The 18,943-nt window shown below is 43.7% G+C and carries 28 protein-coding genes and 1 pseudogene; all 29 read left to right on the plus strand.

Annotation, left to right across the window (positions count from 1 at the left end; genetic code table 11):
- Window positions 1–175 precede the first annotated feature (175 nt).
- Complete coding sequence (locus KUH03_RS29520; RefSeq protein ID WP_257087954.1) at window positions 176–688, plus strand: carboxypeptidase-like regulatory domain-containing protein; 513 nt, start codon at window positions 176–178, stop codon at window positions 686–688.
- The gene (locus KUH03_RS29525) at window positions 630–1,112 is read left to right on the plus strand and encodes a TonB-dependent receptor plug domain-containing protein (RefSeq protein ID WP_257087955.1); all 483 of its coding nucleotides are present in this window, start codon (window positions 630–632) and stop codon (window positions 1,110–1,112) included. The genes KUH03_RS29520 and KUH03_RS29525 overlap by 59 nt, the downstream gene beginning before the upstream one ends.
- Before the next feature lie 347 nt (window positions 1,113–1,459).
- The gene (locus tag KUH03_RS29530; protein ID WP_257087956.1) at window positions 1,460–2,392 is read left to right on the plus strand and encodes a hypothetical protein; all 933 of its coding nucleotides are present in this window, start codon (window positions 1,460–1,462) and stop codon (window positions 2,390–2,392) included.
- The gene (locus KUH03_RS29535) at window positions 2,284–3,363 is read left to right on the plus strand and encodes a TonB-dependent receptor domain-containing protein (protein ID WP_257087957.1); all 1,080 of its coding nucleotides are present in this window, start codon (window positions 2,284–2,286) and stop codon (window positions 3,361–3,363) included. The genes KUH03_RS29530 and KUH03_RS29535 overlap by 109 nt, the downstream gene beginning before the upstream one ends.
- Before the next feature lie 13 nt (window positions 3,364–3,376).
- Window positions 3,377–4,051, plus strand: a complete 675-nt coding sequence (locus tag KUH03_RS29540) for a RagB/SusD family nutrient uptake outer membrane protein (RefSeq protein WP_257087958.1) — start codon at window positions 3,377–3,379, stop codon at window positions 4,049–4,051.
- 31 nt (window positions 4,052–4,082) lie between these two features.
- The gene (locus KUH03_RS29545; RefSeq protein ID WP_257087959.1) at window positions 4,083–4,655 is read left to right on the plus strand and encodes a RagB/SusD family nutrient uptake outer membrane protein; all 573 of its coding nucleotides are present in this window, start codon (window positions 4,083–4,085) and stop codon (window positions 4,653–4,655) included.
- Window positions 4,645–5,220: a RagB/SusD family nutrient uptake outer membrane protein gene (locus KUH03_RS29550; RefSeq protein WP_257087960.1), complete on the plus strand. Its 576-nt coding sequence runs from the start codon at window positions 4,645–4,647 to the stop codon at window positions 5,218–5,220. The genes KUH03_RS29545 and KUH03_RS29550 overlap by 11 nt, the downstream gene beginning before the upstream one ends.
- 74 nt (window positions 5,221–5,294) lie before the next feature.
- Window positions 5,295–5,798, plus strand: a complete 504-nt coding sequence (locus KUH03_RS29555) for a DUF4959 domain-containing protein (protein ID WP_257087961.1) — start codon at window positions 5,295–5,297, stop codon at window positions 5,796–5,798.
- A 20-nt stretch (window positions 5,799–5,818) separates the two neighbouring features.
- Window positions 5,819–6,046, plus strand: coding sequence for a DUF5126 domain-containing protein (locus KUH03_RS29560; protein ID WP_373564509.1), 228 nt, complete (start codon window positions 5,819–5,821; stop codon window positions 6,044–6,046).
- Window positions 6,022–6,483, plus strand: a complete 462-nt coding sequence (locus KUH03_RS29565; protein ID WP_257087963.1) for a DUF5000 domain-containing lipoprotein — start codon at window positions 6,022–6,024, stop codon at window positions 6,481–6,483. Before KUH03_RS29560 ends, KUH03_RS29565 begins: the two co-directional genes overlap by 25 nt.
- A gap of 83 nt (window positions 6,484–6,566) precedes the next feature.
- A complete protein-coding gene (locus KUH03_RS29570) occupies window positions 6,567–7,217 on the plus strand; it encodes a DUF4998 domain-containing protein (RefSeq protein WP_257087964.1) in 651 nt (216 codons plus the stop codon).
- Window positions 7,214–7,390: a DUF5013 domain-containing protein gene (locus KUH03_RS49320; RefSeq protein ID WP_373564852.1), complete on the plus strand. Its 177-nt coding sequence runs from the start codon at window positions 7,214–7,216 to the stop codon at window positions 7,388–7,390. The genes KUH03_RS29570 and KUH03_RS49320 overlap by 4 nt, the downstream gene beginning before the upstream one ends.
- A gap of 151 nt (window positions 7,391–7,541) precedes the next feature.
- Window positions 7,542–7,679, plus strand: a complete 138-nt coding sequence (locus KUH03_RS29575; protein ID WP_257087965.1) for a hypothetical protein — start codon at window positions 7,542–7,544, stop codon at window positions 7,677–7,679.
- A gap of 99 nt (window positions 7,680–7,778) precedes the next feature.
- Complete coding sequence (locus tag KUH03_RS29580) at window positions 7,779–8,942, plus strand: hypothetical protein (protein WP_257087966.1); 1,164 nt, start codon at window positions 7,779–7,781, stop codon at window positions 8,940–8,942.
- Entirely contained in the window at window positions 8,900–9,712 is an 813-nt protein-coding gene (locus tag KUH03_RS29585) for a hypothetical protein (protein ID WP_257087967.1), read from the plus strand. Before KUH03_RS29580 ends, KUH03_RS29585 begins: the two co-directional genes overlap by 43 nt.
- 9 nt (window positions 9,713–9,721) lie before the next feature.
- Complete coding sequence (locus tag KUH03_RS29590) at window positions 9,722–9,994, plus strand: GntR family transcriptional regulator (protein WP_257087968.1); 273 nt, start codon at window positions 9,722–9,724, stop codon at window positions 9,992–9,994.
- Window positions 9,991–10,374 (plus strand): hypothetical protein, encoded by a 384-nt coding sequence (locus tag KUH03_RS29595; protein WP_257087969.1) that lies wholly within the window; start codon window positions 9,991–9,993, stop codon window positions 10,372–10,374. Before KUH03_RS29590 ends, KUH03_RS29595 begins: the two co-directional genes overlap by 4 nt.
- On the plus strand, window positions 10,371–10,547 hold the full coding sequence (locus tag KUH03_RS29600) for a hypothetical protein (RefSeq protein WP_257087970.1): 177 nt from the start codon (window positions 10,371–10,373) through the stop codon (window positions 10,545–10,547). The genes KUH03_RS29595 and KUH03_RS29600 overlap by 4 nt, the downstream gene beginning before the upstream one ends.
- Window positions 10,541–10,759 carry a substrate-binding domain-containing protein gene (locus KUH03_RS29605; protein WP_257087971.1) on the plus strand — a complete coding sequence of 73 codons (219 nt, stop codon included), beginning with the start codon at window positions 10,541–10,543 and terminating at the stop codon, window positions 10,757–10,759. Before KUH03_RS29600 ends, KUH03_RS29605 begins: the two co-directional genes overlap by 7 nt.
- A gap of 18 nt (window positions 10,760–10,777) precedes the next feature.
- Window positions 10,778–11,008, plus strand: coding sequence for a hypothetical protein (locus tag KUH03_RS29610; protein ID WP_257087972.1), 231 nt, complete (start codon window positions 10,778–10,780; stop codon window positions 11,006–11,008).
- On the plus strand, window positions 10,999–11,316 hold the full coding sequence (locus tag KUH03_RS29615) for a hypothetical protein (RefSeq protein WP_257087973.1): 318 nt from the start codon (window positions 10,999–11,001) through the stop codon (window positions 11,314–11,316). The genes KUH03_RS29610 and KUH03_RS29615 overlap by 10 nt, the downstream gene beginning before the upstream one ends.
- Window positions 11,313–12,371, plus strand: coding sequence for a hypothetical protein (locus KUH03_RS29620; protein WP_257087974.1), 1,059 nt, complete (start codon window positions 11,313–11,315; stop codon window positions 12,369–12,371). The genes KUH03_RS29615 and KUH03_RS29620 overlap by 4 nt, the downstream gene beginning before the upstream one ends.
- Before the next feature lie 21 nt (window positions 12,372–12,392).
- Entirely contained in the window at window positions 12,393–14,633 is a 2,241-nt protein-coding gene (locus tag KUH03_RS29625) for a glycoside hydrolase family 95 protein (protein ID WP_257087975.1), read from the plus strand.
- A gap of 12 nt (window positions 14,634–14,645) precedes the next feature.
- Window positions 14,646–15,002, plus strand: a complete 357-nt coding sequence (locus tag KUH03_RS29630; RefSeq protein ID WP_257087976.1) for a hypothetical protein — start codon at window positions 14,646–14,648, stop codon at window positions 15,000–15,002.
- Window positions 14,939–16,458: pseudogene (locus KUH03_RS29635) on the plus strand (alpha-galactosidase); the annotation flags it as partial. The gene KUH03_RS29630 and the pseudogene KUH03_RS29635, both read left to right, overlap by 64 nt.
- Before the next feature lie 120 nt (window positions 16,459–16,578).
- Complete coding sequence (locus tag KUH03_RS29640) at window positions 16,579–16,842, plus strand: GH36 C-terminal domain-containing protein (RefSeq protein ID WP_257097426.1); 264 nt, start codon at window positions 16,579–16,581, stop codon at window positions 16,840–16,842.
- A gap of 97 nt (window positions 16,843–16,939) precedes the next feature.
- Window positions 16,940–17,515, plus strand: a complete 576-nt coding sequence (locus KUH03_RS29645; RefSeq protein ID WP_257087977.1) for a hypothetical protein — start codon at window positions 16,940–16,942, stop codon at window positions 17,513–17,515.
- A 31-nt stretch (window positions 17,516–17,546) separates the two neighbouring features.
- Entirely contained in the window at window positions 17,547–17,723 is a 177-nt protein-coding gene (locus tag KUH03_RS29650) for a hypothetical protein (RefSeq protein WP_257087978.1), read from the plus strand.
- Complete coding sequence (locus KUH03_RS29655; RefSeq protein ID WP_257087979.1) at window positions 17,681–18,922, plus strand: sialate O-acetylesterase; 1,242 nt, start codon at window positions 17,681–17,683, stop codon at window positions 18,920–18,922. The genes KUH03_RS29650 and KUH03_RS29655 overlap by 43 nt, the downstream gene beginning before the upstream one ends.
- Window positions 18,923–18,943 lie beyond the last annotated feature (21 nt).

The following is an 18,943-nucleotide window of genomic DNA, read 5'->3' on the forward strand; positions in this document are numbered from 1 at the left end:
ATCCCACCTTTTGGAGTTGCCCTCTGGTGCCGTATATCGTACAAACAGAAGCTATTATTAAAAAATATTTGCGGATGTCGGAAAATGTTTTTACTATTGTATAGTAGTATAGAATAGTATAGATTAATACTCGCCATACTACTGTATAATAACCAATCTATAAGAAGACCAATTTATGATCTACCACATGTATTACCGAATCTGTAAATGGCAGCGATGTAGTCTTGTCTTCCTTTTTATGCTAATGGCTGGTTTTGCGCACGCACAGAACCAATCGTTTGAATTGAGAGGAGTTGTATTGGATAGCGTCGGACATTTACCAATTTCCAATGTTACAATTGCCTTTATGGGAAAGAATGCAGTTGTATCAACGGATGCACAGGGACAATTTCTGATTAAAGATGCACACATCAACGATCATCTTGTCCTGACTTCGGTCGGATTCGACCGCAAAACTGTTCAGGTCACGAGTACCAACCGTATGACCATTTACTTATCCTCATCAAGTTCCAATCTGGATGAAGTGACTGTCGTAGCCTACGGTACGCAGAAAAAAAAACGAGCATGGTGGCCTCCATTACCTCGATCAACCCGAAAGAAATTAAGGGACCAACATCAATCTGACCTCCATGCTGGCGGGTCGGGTAGCTGGACTAATTGCTTACCAGCGAAGTGGGGAACCAGGTAATGACAACGCTTCCTTCTTTATTCGCGGCGTCGGTTCTTTTGGCGCAGGGAAAAAGGACCCTTTGATTTTGATCGACGGAATGGAATCCAATACCACGGCACTTGCCCGCTTACAGCCTGATGATATCGCTGGTTTTTCCGTATTGAAAGATGCAGCAGCCTCTTCGTTATATGGTGCTAGAGGTGCAAATGGGGTTGTTTTGGTCAATACCAAAAGCGGTATTGTCGGTAAGGCAAAATTCAATGCACGTTTTGAGAACTCCATCTCAACCAACACGCGTAATTTTAAATTCGCCGATAACATTACCTATATGAAGATGGCTAATGAAGCGGTATTGACCAGGGATCCAAAAGGAACCCTGCCTTATAGCCAAAACAAAATTGATCATACTGAACGGGGACGATCCGTTGCTCTATCCCAATAATAACTGGATCGACCAACTGATAAAGGACTATACCAACAACCAGCGCTTTAACTTCAATGTCACCGGTGGGGAAACCTTGCTCAATATTATGTCGCAGGTACCTTTAATAACGATAAGGGAATTCTGCGATCCGAAAATAGTAATAGCTTTGATAATAATATCAACCTGAAAAACTACTCCTTACGTTCTAATATTACCTTAAATGTTACCCCAACGACTATTGGAATTATCCGTACTTCGGCCCAATTTGATGACTATACAGGACCAATAGGGGCTATGATAAATGGGGAAATCTGATCAATGGTGGACAGCGCGTATTTCGTGAAGCAATTTGGTCCAACCCGGTAATGTTTCCGGCAATTTATCCATCTTCCTATTCTCCATTTGCGACGCATCCGCTTTTCGGAAATAACTTTATCCCAACCACCAAAACGCTATATAACAATCCCTACGCCAATATGGTCAATGGTTTTCAGGAATATAATAGCTCCACAGTCAATGTGCAATTGGAACTGAAACAGAATTTCGATTTTATTACCAAAGGTCTATCCGCTCGCTTAATGGCCTATACACAACGCTATTCTTATTTTTCTGTCACGCGGAGCTTTAAGCCATTTTATTACAATCTGGTCCGAATCCCAGGTACCAGCAATACGGTTTTAAGTCTGCTCAACGAAAATGAGGGTACGGAATACCTGGATTACAACCAGGGAAATAAAATCCTAAATACCACGACGTACGGTGAGTTTGCTGTCAATTACAACCGCACCATCGCTGAGGACCATGATATCACAGGGATGTTGATCGGTATTATCCGTAATTATCAGACCGCTAATGGTGGCGACTTGCAGGCTTCTTTGCCTGCTCGCAACCTCGGGGTTTCAGGTCGCGCAACCTATGCGTTCAAAAACCGCTACCTTTTTGAGTTTAACTTTGGCTACAACGGTTCCGAACGTTTCTCTAAAGATCATCGTTTTGGTTTCTTCCCCTCTTTTGGTGTAGGGTGGAACCTAAATGAGGAAAAAATGTTTGAATTTATGACCCCTGTCGTTTCCCGCTTAAAATTGAGGGCAACCTATGGTCTGGTGGGTAACGATCAGATTGGCGAAGATCGTGATCGTTTCTTCTATCTATCGCAAGTGAATCCGAATAACGGTGGCCGAGGTTTCTCTTGGGAAATAACTGGGATTACACACGGCCTGGTTATTCCATATCGCGGTATGAAAATCGTGATATTACCTGGGAACGGGCAAAAACCTTCGATGCTGGATTTGACCTGAATCTAAAAAATGGCTTGGGTGTGGTGTTTGATTATTACAACTCTACCCGCAGCAATATCCTAATGGTGCGTTCAAATATTCCTTCTACAACTGGTTTTCAGTCTGATATCCAGGCTAATATCGGAAAGGCGCAGAGCCGAGGATTTGACTTGGCCCTGGATTACAATAAGTCCTTTCAAAATACCTGGTGGACTCAGTTGCGGGCGAATATGACCTATGCAACCAACAAATTACTGGTTAACGAAGAGCCTGACTATCCGGCAAATTTATCCTACCTCTCTCGGCTGGGACATCCGATCAAACAATCGTATGGTCTGATTGCTGAACGTCTGTTTGTCGATGATATCGAAGCGGAAAACTCGCCGCTACAGAATTTTGGTGGCGCCTTTAAAACCATGGGTGGTGATATCAAATACAGGGATATCAATGGCGATGGTAAAATCACGGATTTAGACAAAGTGCCGATCGGTTATCCGACAGATCCCCAAATTATTTATGGTATGGGTTTTTCTGTGGGTTTCAAAGGCTTTGATGTCAGTGCATTCCTACAGGGATCTGCCCGTTCATCATTCTTTATTGATCCGGGAAATATTACACCTTTTGCGATCAACGGACCTTATCAAAACGGTTTGTTGCAGGAAGTGGCAAACAGCTATTGGTCCGAAGATAACCAGGACGTTAGGGCCCTGTGGCCACGCTTGACGGATGGTTTTAACAACAATAATAATCAGTTTTCAACCTGGTGGATGCGTAATGGCGCATTCTTACGATTGAAATCTGTTGAATTGGGCTACAATCTCCCAAATCAGTTTCTCAACAAGTTTAAGATGTCCAATGTCCGTTTTTATGTCAATGCACTCAACCTTGCCGTATGGAGCAAATTTAAGATGTGGGATCCTGAAATGGGTGGTGAAGGATTAGGCTATCCTGTGCAGGCTGTGTATAACGTAGGTATTAACGTAGGATTTTAAAAGGCAGTTTATCATGAAAAATCTAAGATTAATTAAATTACTGGTTGCGTCAGGTTTATTGTTTTTTCAATCCTGCAACTATTTGGATGTCGTGCCGGATAATGTGGCGACAATAGATAATGCATTTACGATGCGTAGCGAAGCAATAAAGTACTTGGCTACCTGTTATTCATACCTGCCGCCGGATGGTGATCCGACCAGAAATCCAGCTTACCTTGCAGGGGATGAATTCTGGCTGGACTACCCAACCCTCAGTATTGATGGAACAAACTGGAATATTGCCCGTGGAAATCAGAATGTCACCAATCCTTACGTGAACTATTGGGATGGTTATATGTATAATGCCATTCGCGATTGTAATATTTTTCTGGAAAATATTCGTAATCCCGAAAAAGTACGTGATATGACACAGGACGAGCGTACCACTTGGGAAGGAGAGGTGATGTTCTTAAAAGCATACTATCACTTTATGTTGATGCGGCATTACGGACCTATTCCTACAATGGATGTCAACTTATCTGTAAATACTTCTATCGAGGATGCAAAAGTTAAACGCCAGCCTATTGATGAGGTTGTCGATTATATAGTCAAGGTTCTTGACGAGGCAATTCCTAAACTACCCAATACGGTCCAGTCTCCGGTTACGGATTTGGGCCGTATTACCAAAGCCTATTGCCTTAGGGATTAAAGCAAAAGTATTATTATATGCCGCGAGTCCGTTGTTCAACGGTAATACGGATTATGCGACCTTTAAAAATGTCGATGGGACACTGTTCTTCAATCAGAGCTTTCAGTTGGAAAAATGGCAGAAGGCCGCCCGTGCTGCAAAGGAAGCGATTACCGCATGCGAGAACCTGGGAATGGGTCTATACCAATTTCCTGGTACTGTATTTCCGCTCTCCGATACGACAATGATTCAAATGAGCGTTCGCAATGCTGTGACTGAAAAATGGAACAAGGAAATTATCTGGGCAAATCCGACTTCACGGGCCTGGCAGATGCAGTATTCATCCATGGCACATATTGATCCCAATAATGCAGGTAATAACAGTGTACATGGTACCTTAGCACCTTCCTTAAAGATTGTTGACCAATTCTATACCCGAAATGGCGTGCCAATGGACGAAGATAAAACCCTGGATTTTAGTAATAAGAATCAGCTTCGTTCGGGTAACTATGCAGAGCGGTTCAATAATATTCAGAATTATCAGACTGCACGTGTACATTTTGATCGCGAAAATAGGTTTTACGCCAATGTTGGTTTTGACGGGGATCTGGTTTATGGAAAATAGTCCAAGCCGTAGTGATGAAAATACCTGGACCACACAGTTGCGCCTGGGATTATTTGGTAGCGGACTCTCTATTCCTGTGACGACATACTATCCCAAAAAATTAGTGAATTGGAAATTTGCTTTCAAAGATGGCAATAGTTCACACATTGAAGAATATCCTTGGCCGATGATGCGCCTGGCGGATCTGTACTTGATGTATGCCGAAGCCTTGAACGAAAGCGAGGGACCAACAGCCGATGTCTTTTTATACCTCGATAAAATTCGGAAAAGGGCTGGGTTGGAGGGTATCCAAGAATCCTGGTCAAAGTATGCGTTAAATCCTGCTAAACCGACAAGCAAGCAAGGCTTGCGCAGCATTATCCAACGTGAACGGAATATTGAAATGAGCTTTGAGGGATCACGTTTTTGGGATCTGAAACGCTGGAAGCTGGCGGCACAGGAACTGAATAAAAACATTACCGGCTGGGATAGAAACCAGGATAAAGATCATCCCGAACTTTTCTATAAAGAGCAGACCTTTTTCAACAACGTTTTGTGGCACCGAGAGATTACTTCTGGCCGATAAGGAAAACAACCTTTTGGTCAATCCCAACTTAGTACAAAACCCAGGTTGGTAATCCCTTATTAAATAGAAAAATTATGAAAAATCTAAAATATTTAAACTATTGCTATGTCCTGATCGGTCTTTTTTATCTATTGGCTGGTTGTAAAGAGGAAAAGGGATGGACGCTGCTTGAAGATGACCAAACGAAACCAGGTATTGTGCAAAATACTTCTGTTACCAACGGCTACGGACAGGCAACGATACATTACAGTTTACCGTCCAGTCAAAATGTATTGTATGTAAAGGCCGAATATGTCATGGCCAATGGACAGACACGGATTGTAAAATCATCAACCTATAAAAATGAGATCTTAATCGACGGTTTTCCGGATACACAAAAACATATTGTAAAGCTTTACGCCGTCAATAAGGCCGAAGTGGCTTCAGATGCTGTGGACGTTACAGTAGAACCTAAAACACCGATTTTTGATCTCGTATTCGGGCAAATGAAAATTGCGCCGACATTTGGCGGCGTCCGGATAAGTTCAATCAATCAGGAAAAAGGTGATGTCGTTATTGTCCCTATGGTTGACTCCTGAATAATGGGGAATATTTGCCTTTGGACAACTATTATAGCCAGGATTCCCTGATCTTATATAATATCCGCGGACTGAAATCCCGTGAAATGAAATTTGCCTTTTATGTGCGTGACCGATGGTTAAATAAATCGGATACGTTGTATACCTCGCTGACACCTCTGGAAGAAAATCTTTTTCCGAGACAGCAGTTTGCAGCATTACACTTACCGGGGATGCGCAGTATATGTACGGGACGACTTCGGAAATGATGTGGGACGGCAACATGAATCCCTCCCGATGGCCAGCCTTATATACAGTTGAAAGTGCCGGTGCTCCGCAATCCCTGACTTTTTCTATCGGTAAGGAAGCAAAATTAAGCCGTGTCGTGATTTTCCCACGTCGGGAAAATGGTTTTTACGATAAGGGTAACATGCGTGAATTTGAAGTCTGGGGAAGTAACATTCCAAATCTGGATGGCTCCTGGGAATCTTGGTCTAAACTGGCAACCTGTACCGTGCGAAAACCTTCGGGTACTCCAGCTGGAACAAATACCAACGCAGATGAAGTATATGGCATCGCAGGTTGGTCTTTTGATATGCCCGAAGATGCACCAAAATACAAATATCTACGGATCCGCAATCTGCGCAACTGGCGTGGTAGTTACTTTATCCAGATTGCCCAAGTACAAGTATGGGGTGTTTATTAACTATTAAAAAGAAAATGAAGATGAGAACATATCTATGCATACTGGCCTTGTTCGGCGTTTGTTTATTCGGCGCATGTTCTAAGATGGATGAATTTACCAAATTCACCGATGGACAGGAAATAGTATATCCTGCGAAGCTGGATTCCATCAAAATACGTTCGGGAAAATATCGTGTACAAGTAGATGGCATCTTTCGGGTGAACGCCGGAGTTTCCGAGCTGCGCGTGTATTGGAACAGTAGACAGGATTCCATGAAGTTTCCGGTAAAATTGACTGATGCTATCGATACCGTACATTATGTGATTGAAAATCTACCGGAAGGGCCCATGAATTTCGAAATCCGTACAGTAGATAGCCAAGGAAGATTTTCGGTGCCGACCTTTCTTGTTGGAAATGTTTATGGCGATCGTTATCGTGAAGGACTTTTCCAGCGGACAATATTGGATCAGAATTTTATGGCTGATCAACAATTTCAACTTGCCTTACAGGATGTGACACCGAGTGTGGGATTCTATGCCGTTCGCATGACTTATAAGAATCAAAACAATACAACTACGGATACCGTGGTGCGGACGAAAGAGCTGAATGAGAAAATTAATCTCTTGGACTATCTGCCGAATCAGGAGATTGCTTACCAGACTGTATTTCGGCCTGATAGCAATGCGATTGATACCTTTATGGTGCAGCGCAACAAACTACCGATAAAAAAGGCGACATCAGTATTTGGTGTCTGAAGAATTACAAAACTCCGTTTACAGCGACGGCTTTCGATGGCAACCGTTGGGGAAATCTGGATCATTGGATAACCAATACGAGCATGAAAAACCACAATGGTTATGGTGGCTTTGGTTCGGATGATGGGGTGTGGTTAACATTGAAGCCGGATGGGGCGCTCCAGCGATCGTAAATGGTAAAATTGAGCAAAAAGTAACCTTATTTCCTGGTAAATATCGTTTTTTTGTAACTTATCCTGGACAAATTATGATCAACCGCCAGCAAAACTGGTCGTAAGCAAAGCAAATAGTGGAATTCCAGATCTTGAGCAAATTCAACAGGCAATGGCCCATGCAGACGTAAAATCCGATGGGGTCTATTTTGAAATCAAGGAAAAAGTCACCTTAAATATGGGGATGCTGGTCAATTTTCAACCGGACCATTACATGAAGATTAACGCGTTTCAGATCAATTTACAATAATATCAAACAGAATGAAGATAGCTATTTTCGCGCTATGTTTTATGCTCAGTACGGTAATGTTAACGGCCCAGTCCTTTAAGGTAAAAAAGGGGGATAACCTTGGCCTACAACAAGCAGACCGGAACATATTCGCTAAGCAAAGATCAAGTCACTTATTTAAAAGATGCCAGTGCTTATCTAACACTTGCCAATGGACAAAAAATTAGTACAGACAAACTGAAGGATGGCCGTAAAGTGACTGAGACGGTAATTCAGGATAATTTGGGAAAGGGTACACGTTATACCGTTTCTTCCAAGACTACTACTGGAATAACGTTGTTACAGCATTTTTATTTCTATGACAACAGTGATATGGTTATCCTTGAACTGGAAGTCAAAGGAAAAAACCTGTCAAGTAATGAATTGGTTCCGATATGGTCCAATGCGACCATATCATCGCTTGGGAAATCACTTTATCAGGTCGCTGTTCCTTTTGACAATGATACCTTTATCTCCTATGAAAATAAGGCGATTTCTTCGAACAATAAAGTGAGTGCAGAAGTTGCTGTGGTTTACGACAGAGAGCGTAGCCATGGCGTATTGATCGGTTCGTTGGATCAATCGGTCTGGAAATCGGGGATTGATATCAAAGGCGACAATGGACAGTATAACTTGATTGCTGCCAAAGCGGGATTTACCGATGTGGCTATTACACGGGATTCAATGGGCCATGGTTTTGTGAGCGGCAATGTGATCCGTTCGCCGAAATATGCGGTGTCTTATGTAAATGACTGGCGTATGGGATTGGAAAACTATGCTAAAATCCACCGTAAGTTGTCACCGCCCTATGTAAAAAAATGGCAAGGTGCGACCCCTGTGGGTTGGAATAGCTGGGGTGTGATACAAGATAAAATCAATTTTCAGAATGCCACGGCCACAGCCGAATATTTTGCGAAGGATATACCTTATTTCCGTAATGCAGGTGGCGAAGCTTTTATTGATCTGGACTCCTTTTGGGATAATATGACACCAGGCGGAATGTCGGGCGACTATACACAATTGAAGCAGTTTGTTCGCTATTGTGATTCTTTGGGTCTTAAACCCGGTGTTTATTGGGCTCCTTTTACGGACTGGGGCCATGGAAGTGGACCGGACCGCAAGGCAGAGGGAAGCCAATTTACCTTTGGCCAACTTTGGACCAAAACACAAAAAGGCTACCATAATTTAGACGGGGGCGGGCTTTGGATCCAACACATCCTGGTACACAGGCCCGCATGGATGTGATCTTGGGGAAATTGGTCGACTGTGGGTTTAGAATGATCAAGATCGACTTTCTTTCTCATGCCGCAATCGAATCCACGGGTTTCTATGATAATAAAATTCAGACGGGTATGCAGGCATACGCTGTAGGAATGAAGCATTTGGTCGATGTTTTGCAGGGTAAGATGTTGATCTATGCAGCGATTTCTCCTTCCTTGGCGACAGCACAATTTGCACATATGCGCAGAATTGCCTGCGATGCCTGGAAGACGATCGACCAAACACAGTATACCTTAAACAGTGTCAGCTACGGTTGGTGGCAGACCCATCTCTATGATTTTATTGATGCAGACCACCTGGTCTTTCACGATGAAAGTCCTGAAGTCAATAAAGCAAGATTGCTTTCAGGCGTTGTAACGGGGACCATTATCCTTGGCGATGACTTGTCGAAAAAGGAAAACTGGCAACCTAAGATGAATCAATATCTGCAGGATCCCGAAATTTTAAAGATTATAGCTGATGGTAAGAGCTTCCGTCCGGCAGGATTTGTAGAAGGAAAAGCTGCAAATACCTATTATTACAAAAAGATAGGAACAGATCTGTATGTGGCGGTATTTAATTACAATACCACCCCGGCAGCAATAAACATAGATTTTAAACAGATTGGCCTAACGCCAAACAAAAAATATAAGGCGGTGGACTTGTTTGATAAAACAAATCAAGAGCTTAGCGCTGAAAAATCCATTGCCTTTGAGCAAGCAGGAGCAAAATTATTTAAAATTGCCCTGCTTTAATCACAACGTATGAAGATAAGCAAAGAAGAACATTTTAAAGTATTGATCGATCGGATCAAACGCTTGGAAGCATTGAATACTCTGTCAAAACATGAATGTATTGTACAAGGGGTATTGGACGCCATTGACGCTAATGAGCTGGAGGTACATTCCAGCTTACCTTCTGTCAATAACTTGATCCAATACCTAGGCTATGCACGCGAAACATTTGCCAAGGCTTATCGGGATCTGATTGCCCATGGTGTCGTGGAATCAAAAACAGAAAGGGATATTTTGTGGTGAGCAACAATACGCAGATGAAACAAAAAGTTGCGGTACTGTTATATGCGTACGATACCTTTCAAGATACATTGGTGAATGAATTGCGGGCCAATCTTCCGGAGGAGGTAACAGTGGATCTCTTTTTCCATCACAACAACATGGAGACTTTTGAAGATATTTTCAATCGTATCCAGGGACGATATACCGTATATATTGTCGCTCCAATTGAAAATAAAGAATCTGAATTGCTGCTACGTTCCATCCCGGCTTCCAAATTATTGATTATTGATCGCTTGGTGGACCTTGGCGAAGACTATTCCTATGTGTCACAGGAATTTGAGGAGGCAACCTATGCTGTATTTCAAGAACTTTACCCAAAGATCAAAAATATAAAGAAGTGATCTTCTATTTTCGGGAAAATACAGCCGAACCCAATGAAATCAAAGATGCTTTCTTACGCTTTCTAAAAGAGTATAAAGTAAAAGGTCGGATCGAAAAGCAATATCATGTAGGCGACCTAAAAAAGGAAAGCTCTATTTTACCATTCATAATCCAGAGCTGTACCAAATGCTGAAAGAAGTTTTGCAAAAAGATTGGACTTTGGGGCAGGATCTAGGTATTCTTTCTCATAATGATGATGTCATCAAAGAGATTATTAGTGGCGGTATTACCACCTTTTCGACAAGTTTTGCTCGGATCGGATCGGAGGCGGCCAGGTTTGTGCTGGAAAGAACATTGATCAGGGAAGTTGTACCAACAACATTGGTAGACCGCAACTCCGTATAAAATAGGAAAGGTTTTACGATGATAGTTTTTAGTTTTTGTCTTTTTACTGGTCTGGTTGCTTTGGGATCCTTATGGAAGTTTAAGACCAATTATTCCAATACATTAAACGGTTTCTTTCTTGCCGGAAAGAGCAACAGTTTTTGGATGGTCGGTTCGGCTTTGCTATTGACCAACCTGAGCGCCAATCAGTTTATAGGTGAAAATGAATCGGTTTATATCAATAATCTTTCGGTGATCGGTTGGGGGTAAGCTCTGTGGTCGCCATGCTCTTGGTTTCGGAATTTTTGCTGCCCATCTATTTCAAACATGGCTTTCGTACAGTACCGGACTTTTTAGCATTGCGGTTTGACTCCAAAACCAAAATATTGGTCTCTATTCTGATCTTGATCGGGTATATTGTTAACTTATTGCCGCCGGTATTATACGGTGGCGCGCTAAGTCTGACCACAATGTTTGATGTGCCAGGACTGCTGCATATCAGTTATTGGCAGAGTATCTGGCTATTGGTTTGGGCATTGGGTATCATCGGTAGTTTATACAGCATATTGGGGGATTGAAGCTGATTTCTTTGTCCGACATGGGACTCGGGCTCTGTTTGTTTATACTTGCTGTGCTCATTCCGATTTTCGCGTTTTGGCAGCTGGGTAATGGTGATATCTGGGCTGGTGTATTGCAACTGTTTCACGATAAAAGAGATCACCTCAATGCGGTGGGATCAAAACAGGATGCAGTGCCTTTCTCCACCTTGTTTACAGGGATGTTGCTGATCAATTTCTATTACTGGGGAATGGAACCTTATATTGCGCAACAGGCATTAAGCGCTAAAAATTTAAAAGAAGCACAGAAGGGAATGACTTTGGCTGCCGGTGGAAAACTCCTGATGCCACTATTGATCAATTTGCCTGGTCTCCTGGCGGTACACTTATTACCGCATGTACAGCCTACAGCTTCCGTTTTTCCAAAACTTATTGTACTGATCTTTCCGGATGTGCTGATTGGCTTTTCCTTGGCATTGGTCTTTGGTGCTGCAATGACTACCTATACTGCCGGCCTTCAGAGCTGTGGTAGCTTATTTATTTTTAATATCTACAAGCCTTATTTGGAATATAAGAAAAGAGACCTTAATGAAAAAGAACTGGTCAGAAAAGGGAAACTGTTTGAATTGATCATCTCTATCTCGGCCATGTTTATTGCACCTTTTATTCTCTTTGCTCACGATGGTTTTTATACGTACTTACAAACGGTATCGGGGCTGTTCAATATGCCGATCTTCACCATTATGATCTTGGGGATTCTCTCCCGCCGTGTGACACCAAGGATGGCACAAATTGGCTTGTTCCTGTATATGTTTAGTTATTTTCTGCTGGTGTTTGTATGGAAGACAGAACTACACTATCTGCACCTATTCGCATTACTATTTATCGCTGTTGCGCTGGTCATCTGGAGTGGAAGTAAATTGAGCCAGCCAAACTACCTATCGGTCTATCAATTTGAGTTTTCAGGTCAGGACAAAGGTAGTTATTGGAAGGGGAGGTACGGGGTCGGCACCTTTCTCATTCTATTGATGATTGTCATCTATTTTGTTTTTTCACCATTGGGCATCGCTCAATAAATTGTATAAGTCGCTATGTTAATGCACAGAAAAATTAAATACCTCATCTTTACATGCTTGACCCTTTGCTCAGCCACAACCTATGCACAACGCTATTACCTCTGGGATAATAAGCCCGCTACGGACTGGATGACCGAAGCTTACCCCATCGGAAATGGACGAATTGGCGCCATGATCTTTGCTGGAGTAAATCAAGAACATATTCAATTTAATGAAAATAGCCTATGGACTGGTGATGAACAGGAAACGGGCGCTTATCAGGCTTTCGGTGATCTTTTTGTTCGCTTTGATTCCGATGTTAACAAGTCTTTTACAGCTTATAGCCGGAAATTGAATTTGGATAAGGGGCTGCATGAAACCGCCTATCAGCAGGATGGACAGCAGATCAATCGACGGTATTTTGCCAGTCAGCCGGATCAGGTCATGGTATTTGACTATACAAACAGTAGAAAAGGGAAACTGAATGCCGTAATTGCTCTTCAGGATACACATGGGCAGACCGTACAAGTGGAAGATGGCCATTTGCGATTTCAGGGTAAGCTAGCCAATGGCATGCAGTATGCTGCCCAGGTGAAGGTACAGGTGGTCGGTGGTTCACTTTCCGAAACAAAAGATGAAAAAGGACAGGCTGTCCTTACGGTAAAATCTGCTGATAGAATCGTTCTGCTGCTGAGTGCGGCAACAGATTATGCCAATACGCGGGCAACAAAATGGAAGTCGGCTGAAAATCCAGTACACGCCAATGAACGTTATCTGAACCAAGCGAGAAAATATGACGTAGATAAACTATTGGCAAGGCACGTCGCAGATTATACGGCACTGTTCAACCGGGTGGATCTGGATCTTGACCATAGTCAGTTGGATGGCAAACAGACAACAAAAATGTTGTTGGAAGCGTATAAAAAACAGCCGATCCCGGCGCTAGAAGCCTTGCTCTACCAGTATGGACGCTATCTTTTAATCAGCTCCTCCCGAAAAGGTGGCCTGCCAGCAAATTTACAGGGACTCTGGAACAACAGCAACAATCCGCCATGGCGCTCGGACTACCATTCCAATATCAATGTGCAGATGAACTATTGGCCTGCCGAAGTGGCCAATCTGAGTGAATCGGCCTGGCCTTACCTCGATTATATCAATAGCATGCGCGAGGTAAAGAAAGTAAATACACAAAAGGAATTTCCGGGCGTACGGGGCTGGACCGTAAAGACCGAAAATAATATCTTCGGTGGCGAGAGTTTTCTTTGGAACTCCCCTGGAAGTGCTTGGTATGCGCAGGCCCTGTGGGAACATTATGCCTTTAATAAGGATGGGAAGTATCTACGCGAGTTTGCATATCCAATTTTAAAAGAAGTAAGTGAATTTTGGGATGATCGTCTGGTACGAAGACCGGACGGAACTGTGGTGGCACCACAGGGTTGGTCGCCAGAACATGGCCCCACGGAGGATGCCGTGAGCTATGACCATCAGATTATTTACGATCTCTTTAACAACTACATCCAGGCAAGCACAGTTTTAAATATTGACGCTGACTATCGTAAACATATTACGGCACTTCGCGATGCATTGCTCAAACCCAAGATTGGTCAATGGGGGCAGTTGCAGGAATGGGAAACCGATCGTGATGATCCACAGGACAAACATCGCCATGTATCGCATTTGTTTGGCCTATATCCCGGCAATCAATTCTCGGTTTTGAAAACACCGGAACTTGCCAAGGCTGCACGAGTCACCCTGACCGCACGTGGCGACGAATCTACCGGTTGGTCCATGGCCTGGAAGGTTGCCTTCTGGGCGAGATTACAGGATGGAAATCATGCCTATAAGATTTTAACGAATTTCATTAACCTCGTCGGCGGAGAGGGCATCGATTATAACAATGGAGGCGGAGTGTATGCCAACTTGCTCTGTGCGCATCCACCCTTTCAGATTGATGGCAACCTCGGTTATGTGGCTGCCCTGAGTGAAATGTTGCTACAATCGCAAACTGATGTTCTGGAATTACTTCCTGCCTTGCCCGATCGTTGGTCTGCCGGGACAGTCAAAGGACTCAAAGCCCGGGGCAATGTACAGCTAGATAAGATGGAATGGAATAACAGAAGTATTACGCAGCTCGTCCTTTCTTCGCCGAAGGATCAAACAATTCAGGTATTAAGTCCTTCCAGATTAGAAGGTCTTGCATTGCAAGAGCAAGTCAATGGCAAATACCTTTACAAGATTCAACTGAAAGCAAACAAAATAGTCAAGTTCGTTAACAAATCCTAAATCTATTTATATATGCCAACCCATCATTTTAAACATGTTGTACTCGGGCTCTTGATGACTCAAGGGCTTGTCCATCTGGATGTGCAGGCGCAGTCCAAACAGATTCCCATTGAAACCAGATCAAATGCACTTGTATTGGAGTACGATTCCACGAAAACACTGAAAATGCTCTATTACGGTGAAAAATTGAGTGATTCAAAAGAGTATGCGACCATTGCAAGCGGTTATAGACAATTGACAGACTATAGTGGCCTATCCAATGCGGCTTATACCCTTCAGGTTCAAAAAATCTACTGGAACCTGCCATTAGTCTTGTCCATGCCGATGGTAATCGCTCCCTGGACTTGCGCTATGAAAAGCATGCGGTGAAAGACCTGGATGCCAATGTTAAACAGCTTGATATCACGCTGAAAGATCCAGTATATGATATTTACGTCGTGTTACACTACAAATCATTTTCGAATGAAAATATCATTGAGCAGTGGGCAACTATCCAGAATAAAGAAAAAAAAGTTGTTACCCTCGAAAAGTTTGCTTCGGCCAACCTGACCCTGCGCTCAAAAGCGTATTGGTTGCGGCAGTATCATGGCGACTGGGCAAAAGAAATGCAGGTGGAGGAGACCCCATTGACGCACGGCATCAAAGTGTTGGACAGTAAACTCGGAACACGCGCAAACTTATTCCAACCGCCTTCCTTTATGGTGTCATTGGGCAAGGCGGCATCCGAAGATGAAGGAACCGTCCTGATGGCAAGCCTTGGGTATAGCGGAAATTTTAAGGTGGATTTTGAAGTCGACTACCTCAATAACTTACGTATTATCGCCGGAATAAATAATTATGCTTCCAATGTGAAACTGGCCAGCAACCAAGAGTTTACAACGCCCAAATTGATTTATACCTTATCGACGAAGGGAAAAGGAGAGGCTTCCCGGAACTTGCACAACTGGGCTCGTAAATATCAGTTGTTGGATGGAAATGGCGAACGCCTGACTTTACTTAATAATTGGGAGGCGACCTACTTTGATTTTAATGAGCAAAAATTGAAAGGACTGCTTCAGGATACCAAGAAACTAGGAGTAGACCTTTTTTATTGGATGATGGCTGGTTTGGAAATAAATATCCGCGTAATAGTGATCACTCGAGCTTGGGAGATTGGCAACCTAACCGCACAAAATTGCCCAATGGTATTGCGACGCTTGTGGAAGAAGCGACTAAACAAGGTGTTAAATTTGGTATCTGGGTAGAACCCGAAATGGTCAGCCCCAAATCCGAACTCTACGAGCAACATCCGGATTGGGTCGTTAAACAGCCGCAGCGGGAAGAACATTACTTCCGCAATCAGCTAATCCTGGATCTGACAAATCCCAAGGTGCAGGATTTTGTTTTTCATATCTTGGACGATCTGTTTACCAAAAATCCGGCATTGGCATACATCAAATGGGACTGTAATGCGGTGATATACAATGCGCATTCCGCATTTCTGAAAGATCAGGGCGCCTTTTATATTTCGTATGTCGAAGGCCTTTATAAGGTGTTGGAACGTATTCGTGCGAAGTATCCAAAGGTGCCGATGATGTTATGTTCGGGTGGCGGTGGCCGCGTGGACTATGCAGCGCTTCGGTACTTTACCGAATTCTGGCCTTCGGATAATACAGATCCCCTGGAACGTATTTTTATGCAGTACGAATATTCGTACTTTTTTCCGGCAATTAGTACCTCAAACCATGTGACAGACTGGGGAAAACAGTCCCTCAAATTCCGTACGGATGTAGCCATGATGGGCAAACTGGGTTTTGATATTGTGGTGAGTCACCTGAATGAGCAGGATCTGTTATTCTCCCAGCAGGCGGTAAAGAATTACGAGGCGCTTAAAGCAACAATCTGGCATGGGGATCAGTATCGTTTGGCCGATCCGCGTGAAGGTGACTTTGCCGCCCTGAGTTATGTGAATAGCAAAAAAACAGAAGCTGTCATCTTCAACTATCTGGTCAATAACCGTTATGGCATAGGTTCAACGGATCCAGTGCGTTTAAAAGGACTAGATGCCCAAAAACAATACCGGGTGGAGGAGATCAACTTGTATCCGGGAACCAAGTCGAGCTTAGGCCAGGGACAAACCTATTCGGGCGATTACCTGATGAAAGTCGGCGTGAATCCTGATCTGAATAGCAACCGTACCAGCGTTTTGCTGAAGATCTCGGCACTTTAAAAAAATAACTGTGGCACATCCGAAGCTCCGATTCCAACAGTCTGGACTTCGGATGCGCCAAATTTATAAACCCAATTGAGCAATAAACTCAAAAATCATGATAAAACCTAAACAGTATAAGAGGACTCTTCTGGCCCTGCTACTCAGCGTTGCCAGTGGATTTTCTACCCTACAGGCCAAAGTACAGCTGCCTGCCTTTATTGGCGATAATATGGTACTGCAGCAGAAAGAAAAGGTCAAGATCTGGGGAACCAGTACCGCAGTAGGCAAGGAACTTAGCGTAAACAGCAGCTGGAATAACAAAAACTATCAGGTAGAAGTCGATCAACAGGGGAGATGGCAAGTCTTCTTGGAGACACCGAAATACGGTGGACCCTACCAAATTACAATCAATGATGGGGATCAATTGATCCTAAATAATATTTTGATCGGTGAAGTCTGGTTCTGTTCGGGGCAATCAAATATGGAAATGCCCCTGGCGGGTTGGGGTAAGATCAATAACTTCGGGCAGGAAATCAAAGCAGCCAACTTCCCCAATATTCGCATTTTGCAGATTCCAAAAGCAACGGCCAATCAACCTAGTACAGCAGTTAAGGTTGAGTCTGGTGGATGGAATCCTGTAACGCCACAAAGTATTCCAGAGTTTTCGGCGACGGCCTTTTTTTGCACGTGAGATCTACGAGAAAACAGGAATCCCCATCGGTTTGATCCATTCTTCCTGGGGCGGAACAATTATTGAAGCCTGGATGAGCCGAGAGGCACTTACACCGTTTTCAATCTATACGGCGGCCATCGAAAAATCCAACGCCCAGATGCACAGGAAGTCTATGCGAAGGATTTGGCAGAATGGAATCGCGTCGCCGAACAGCAGGATCAGGTGAAGACAGCAACGCAGGGCGAGTGGTTTGCGCCACAATTGGATAAAAGTACCTGGTCTACGATTACAATTCCCAGCTTTTTTGACCAAAACCTGTTTCCGGGTATGGACGGTGTCGTTTATTTTGGCAAAGACGTTGCGCTGCCGGCACATTGGCAGGGTAAACCCCTCAAGTTGATTTTGGGAGCGATAGACGATAATGATATCACCTATGTCAATGGCACAAAGGTGGGCGAAACTGTCGGTTACAACCAGATTCGGAAATATACTGTGCCTGCAGCGGCAAACAATGGTGGCCTGTTGCATATTGCCGTTCGGGTATTTGATGGCGCTGGAGACGGAGGAATATATGGCGGTACAGAACAGCCACGACTGGAAGGACCGAATGGGGAGCAGATTTCTCTCGTTGGAGACTGGAAATGCAAAGTAGGTTATGATCTGACTAAGCTGCCCGCAAAGCCTAACGCGATGGAGGGCCCCAATAGACCGACTGTACTCTACAATGCTATGGTTAAACCTTTTGTGGATCTTAAAATAAAAGGAGCTATTTGGTATCAGGGAGAAAGTAATGCTGATTCAAAAGATGCACCTTACGAGCAACTGTTGCCAGCGCTGATTCAGGGCTGGCGCCAACAGTGGAACAACGAAAAGATGCCTTTTTATTTTGTGCAATTGGCAAATTATAAGGAGAAGAAGTCGGCACCGCAATCTTCTTCCTGGGCGAGATTACGAGAGGCGCAGCGGCAAACGCTCAAACTGCCTTACACAGGTATGGCTGTTATTGCTGATATCGGTGATGTAGTGGATATTCATCCAAAAAATAAACAGGATGTCGGTAGAAGGCTAGGCTGGATTGCAACAGCGCAGCTTTATGGAAAGAAGATCCCTTATTCGGGGCCTGTTCTCGAACATTGGATCACAAAGGGAACAGAGATGCAGCTCAGCTTTAACCCCATGGGCAAAAAACTGGTGTTGAAAGATGCGGATAAACTGAAAGGTAGTTTTACCATTGCTGGCGCAGATCAGGTCTTTTACCCCGCTGAGGTCAAACAGGTGGGAAATAAGCTGATCGTATCTGCCAAAGAAGTGCTGTCGCCGGTGGCAGTGCGTTACGGCTGGGCCGATAACCCGGACCTGACTTTGTATAATGATGCTGGGATCGCCGGATCTCCTTTTCGGACAGATGACTGGACAAAAAACTAAGGGGACATGAATAGATCATCA

This window comes from Sphingobacterium sp. E70 (assembly GCF_019285695.1).
Taxonomy (GTDB): Bacteria; Bacteroidota; Bacteroidia; order Sphingobacteriales; family Sphingobacteriaceae; genus Sphingobacterium; species Sphingobacterium detergens.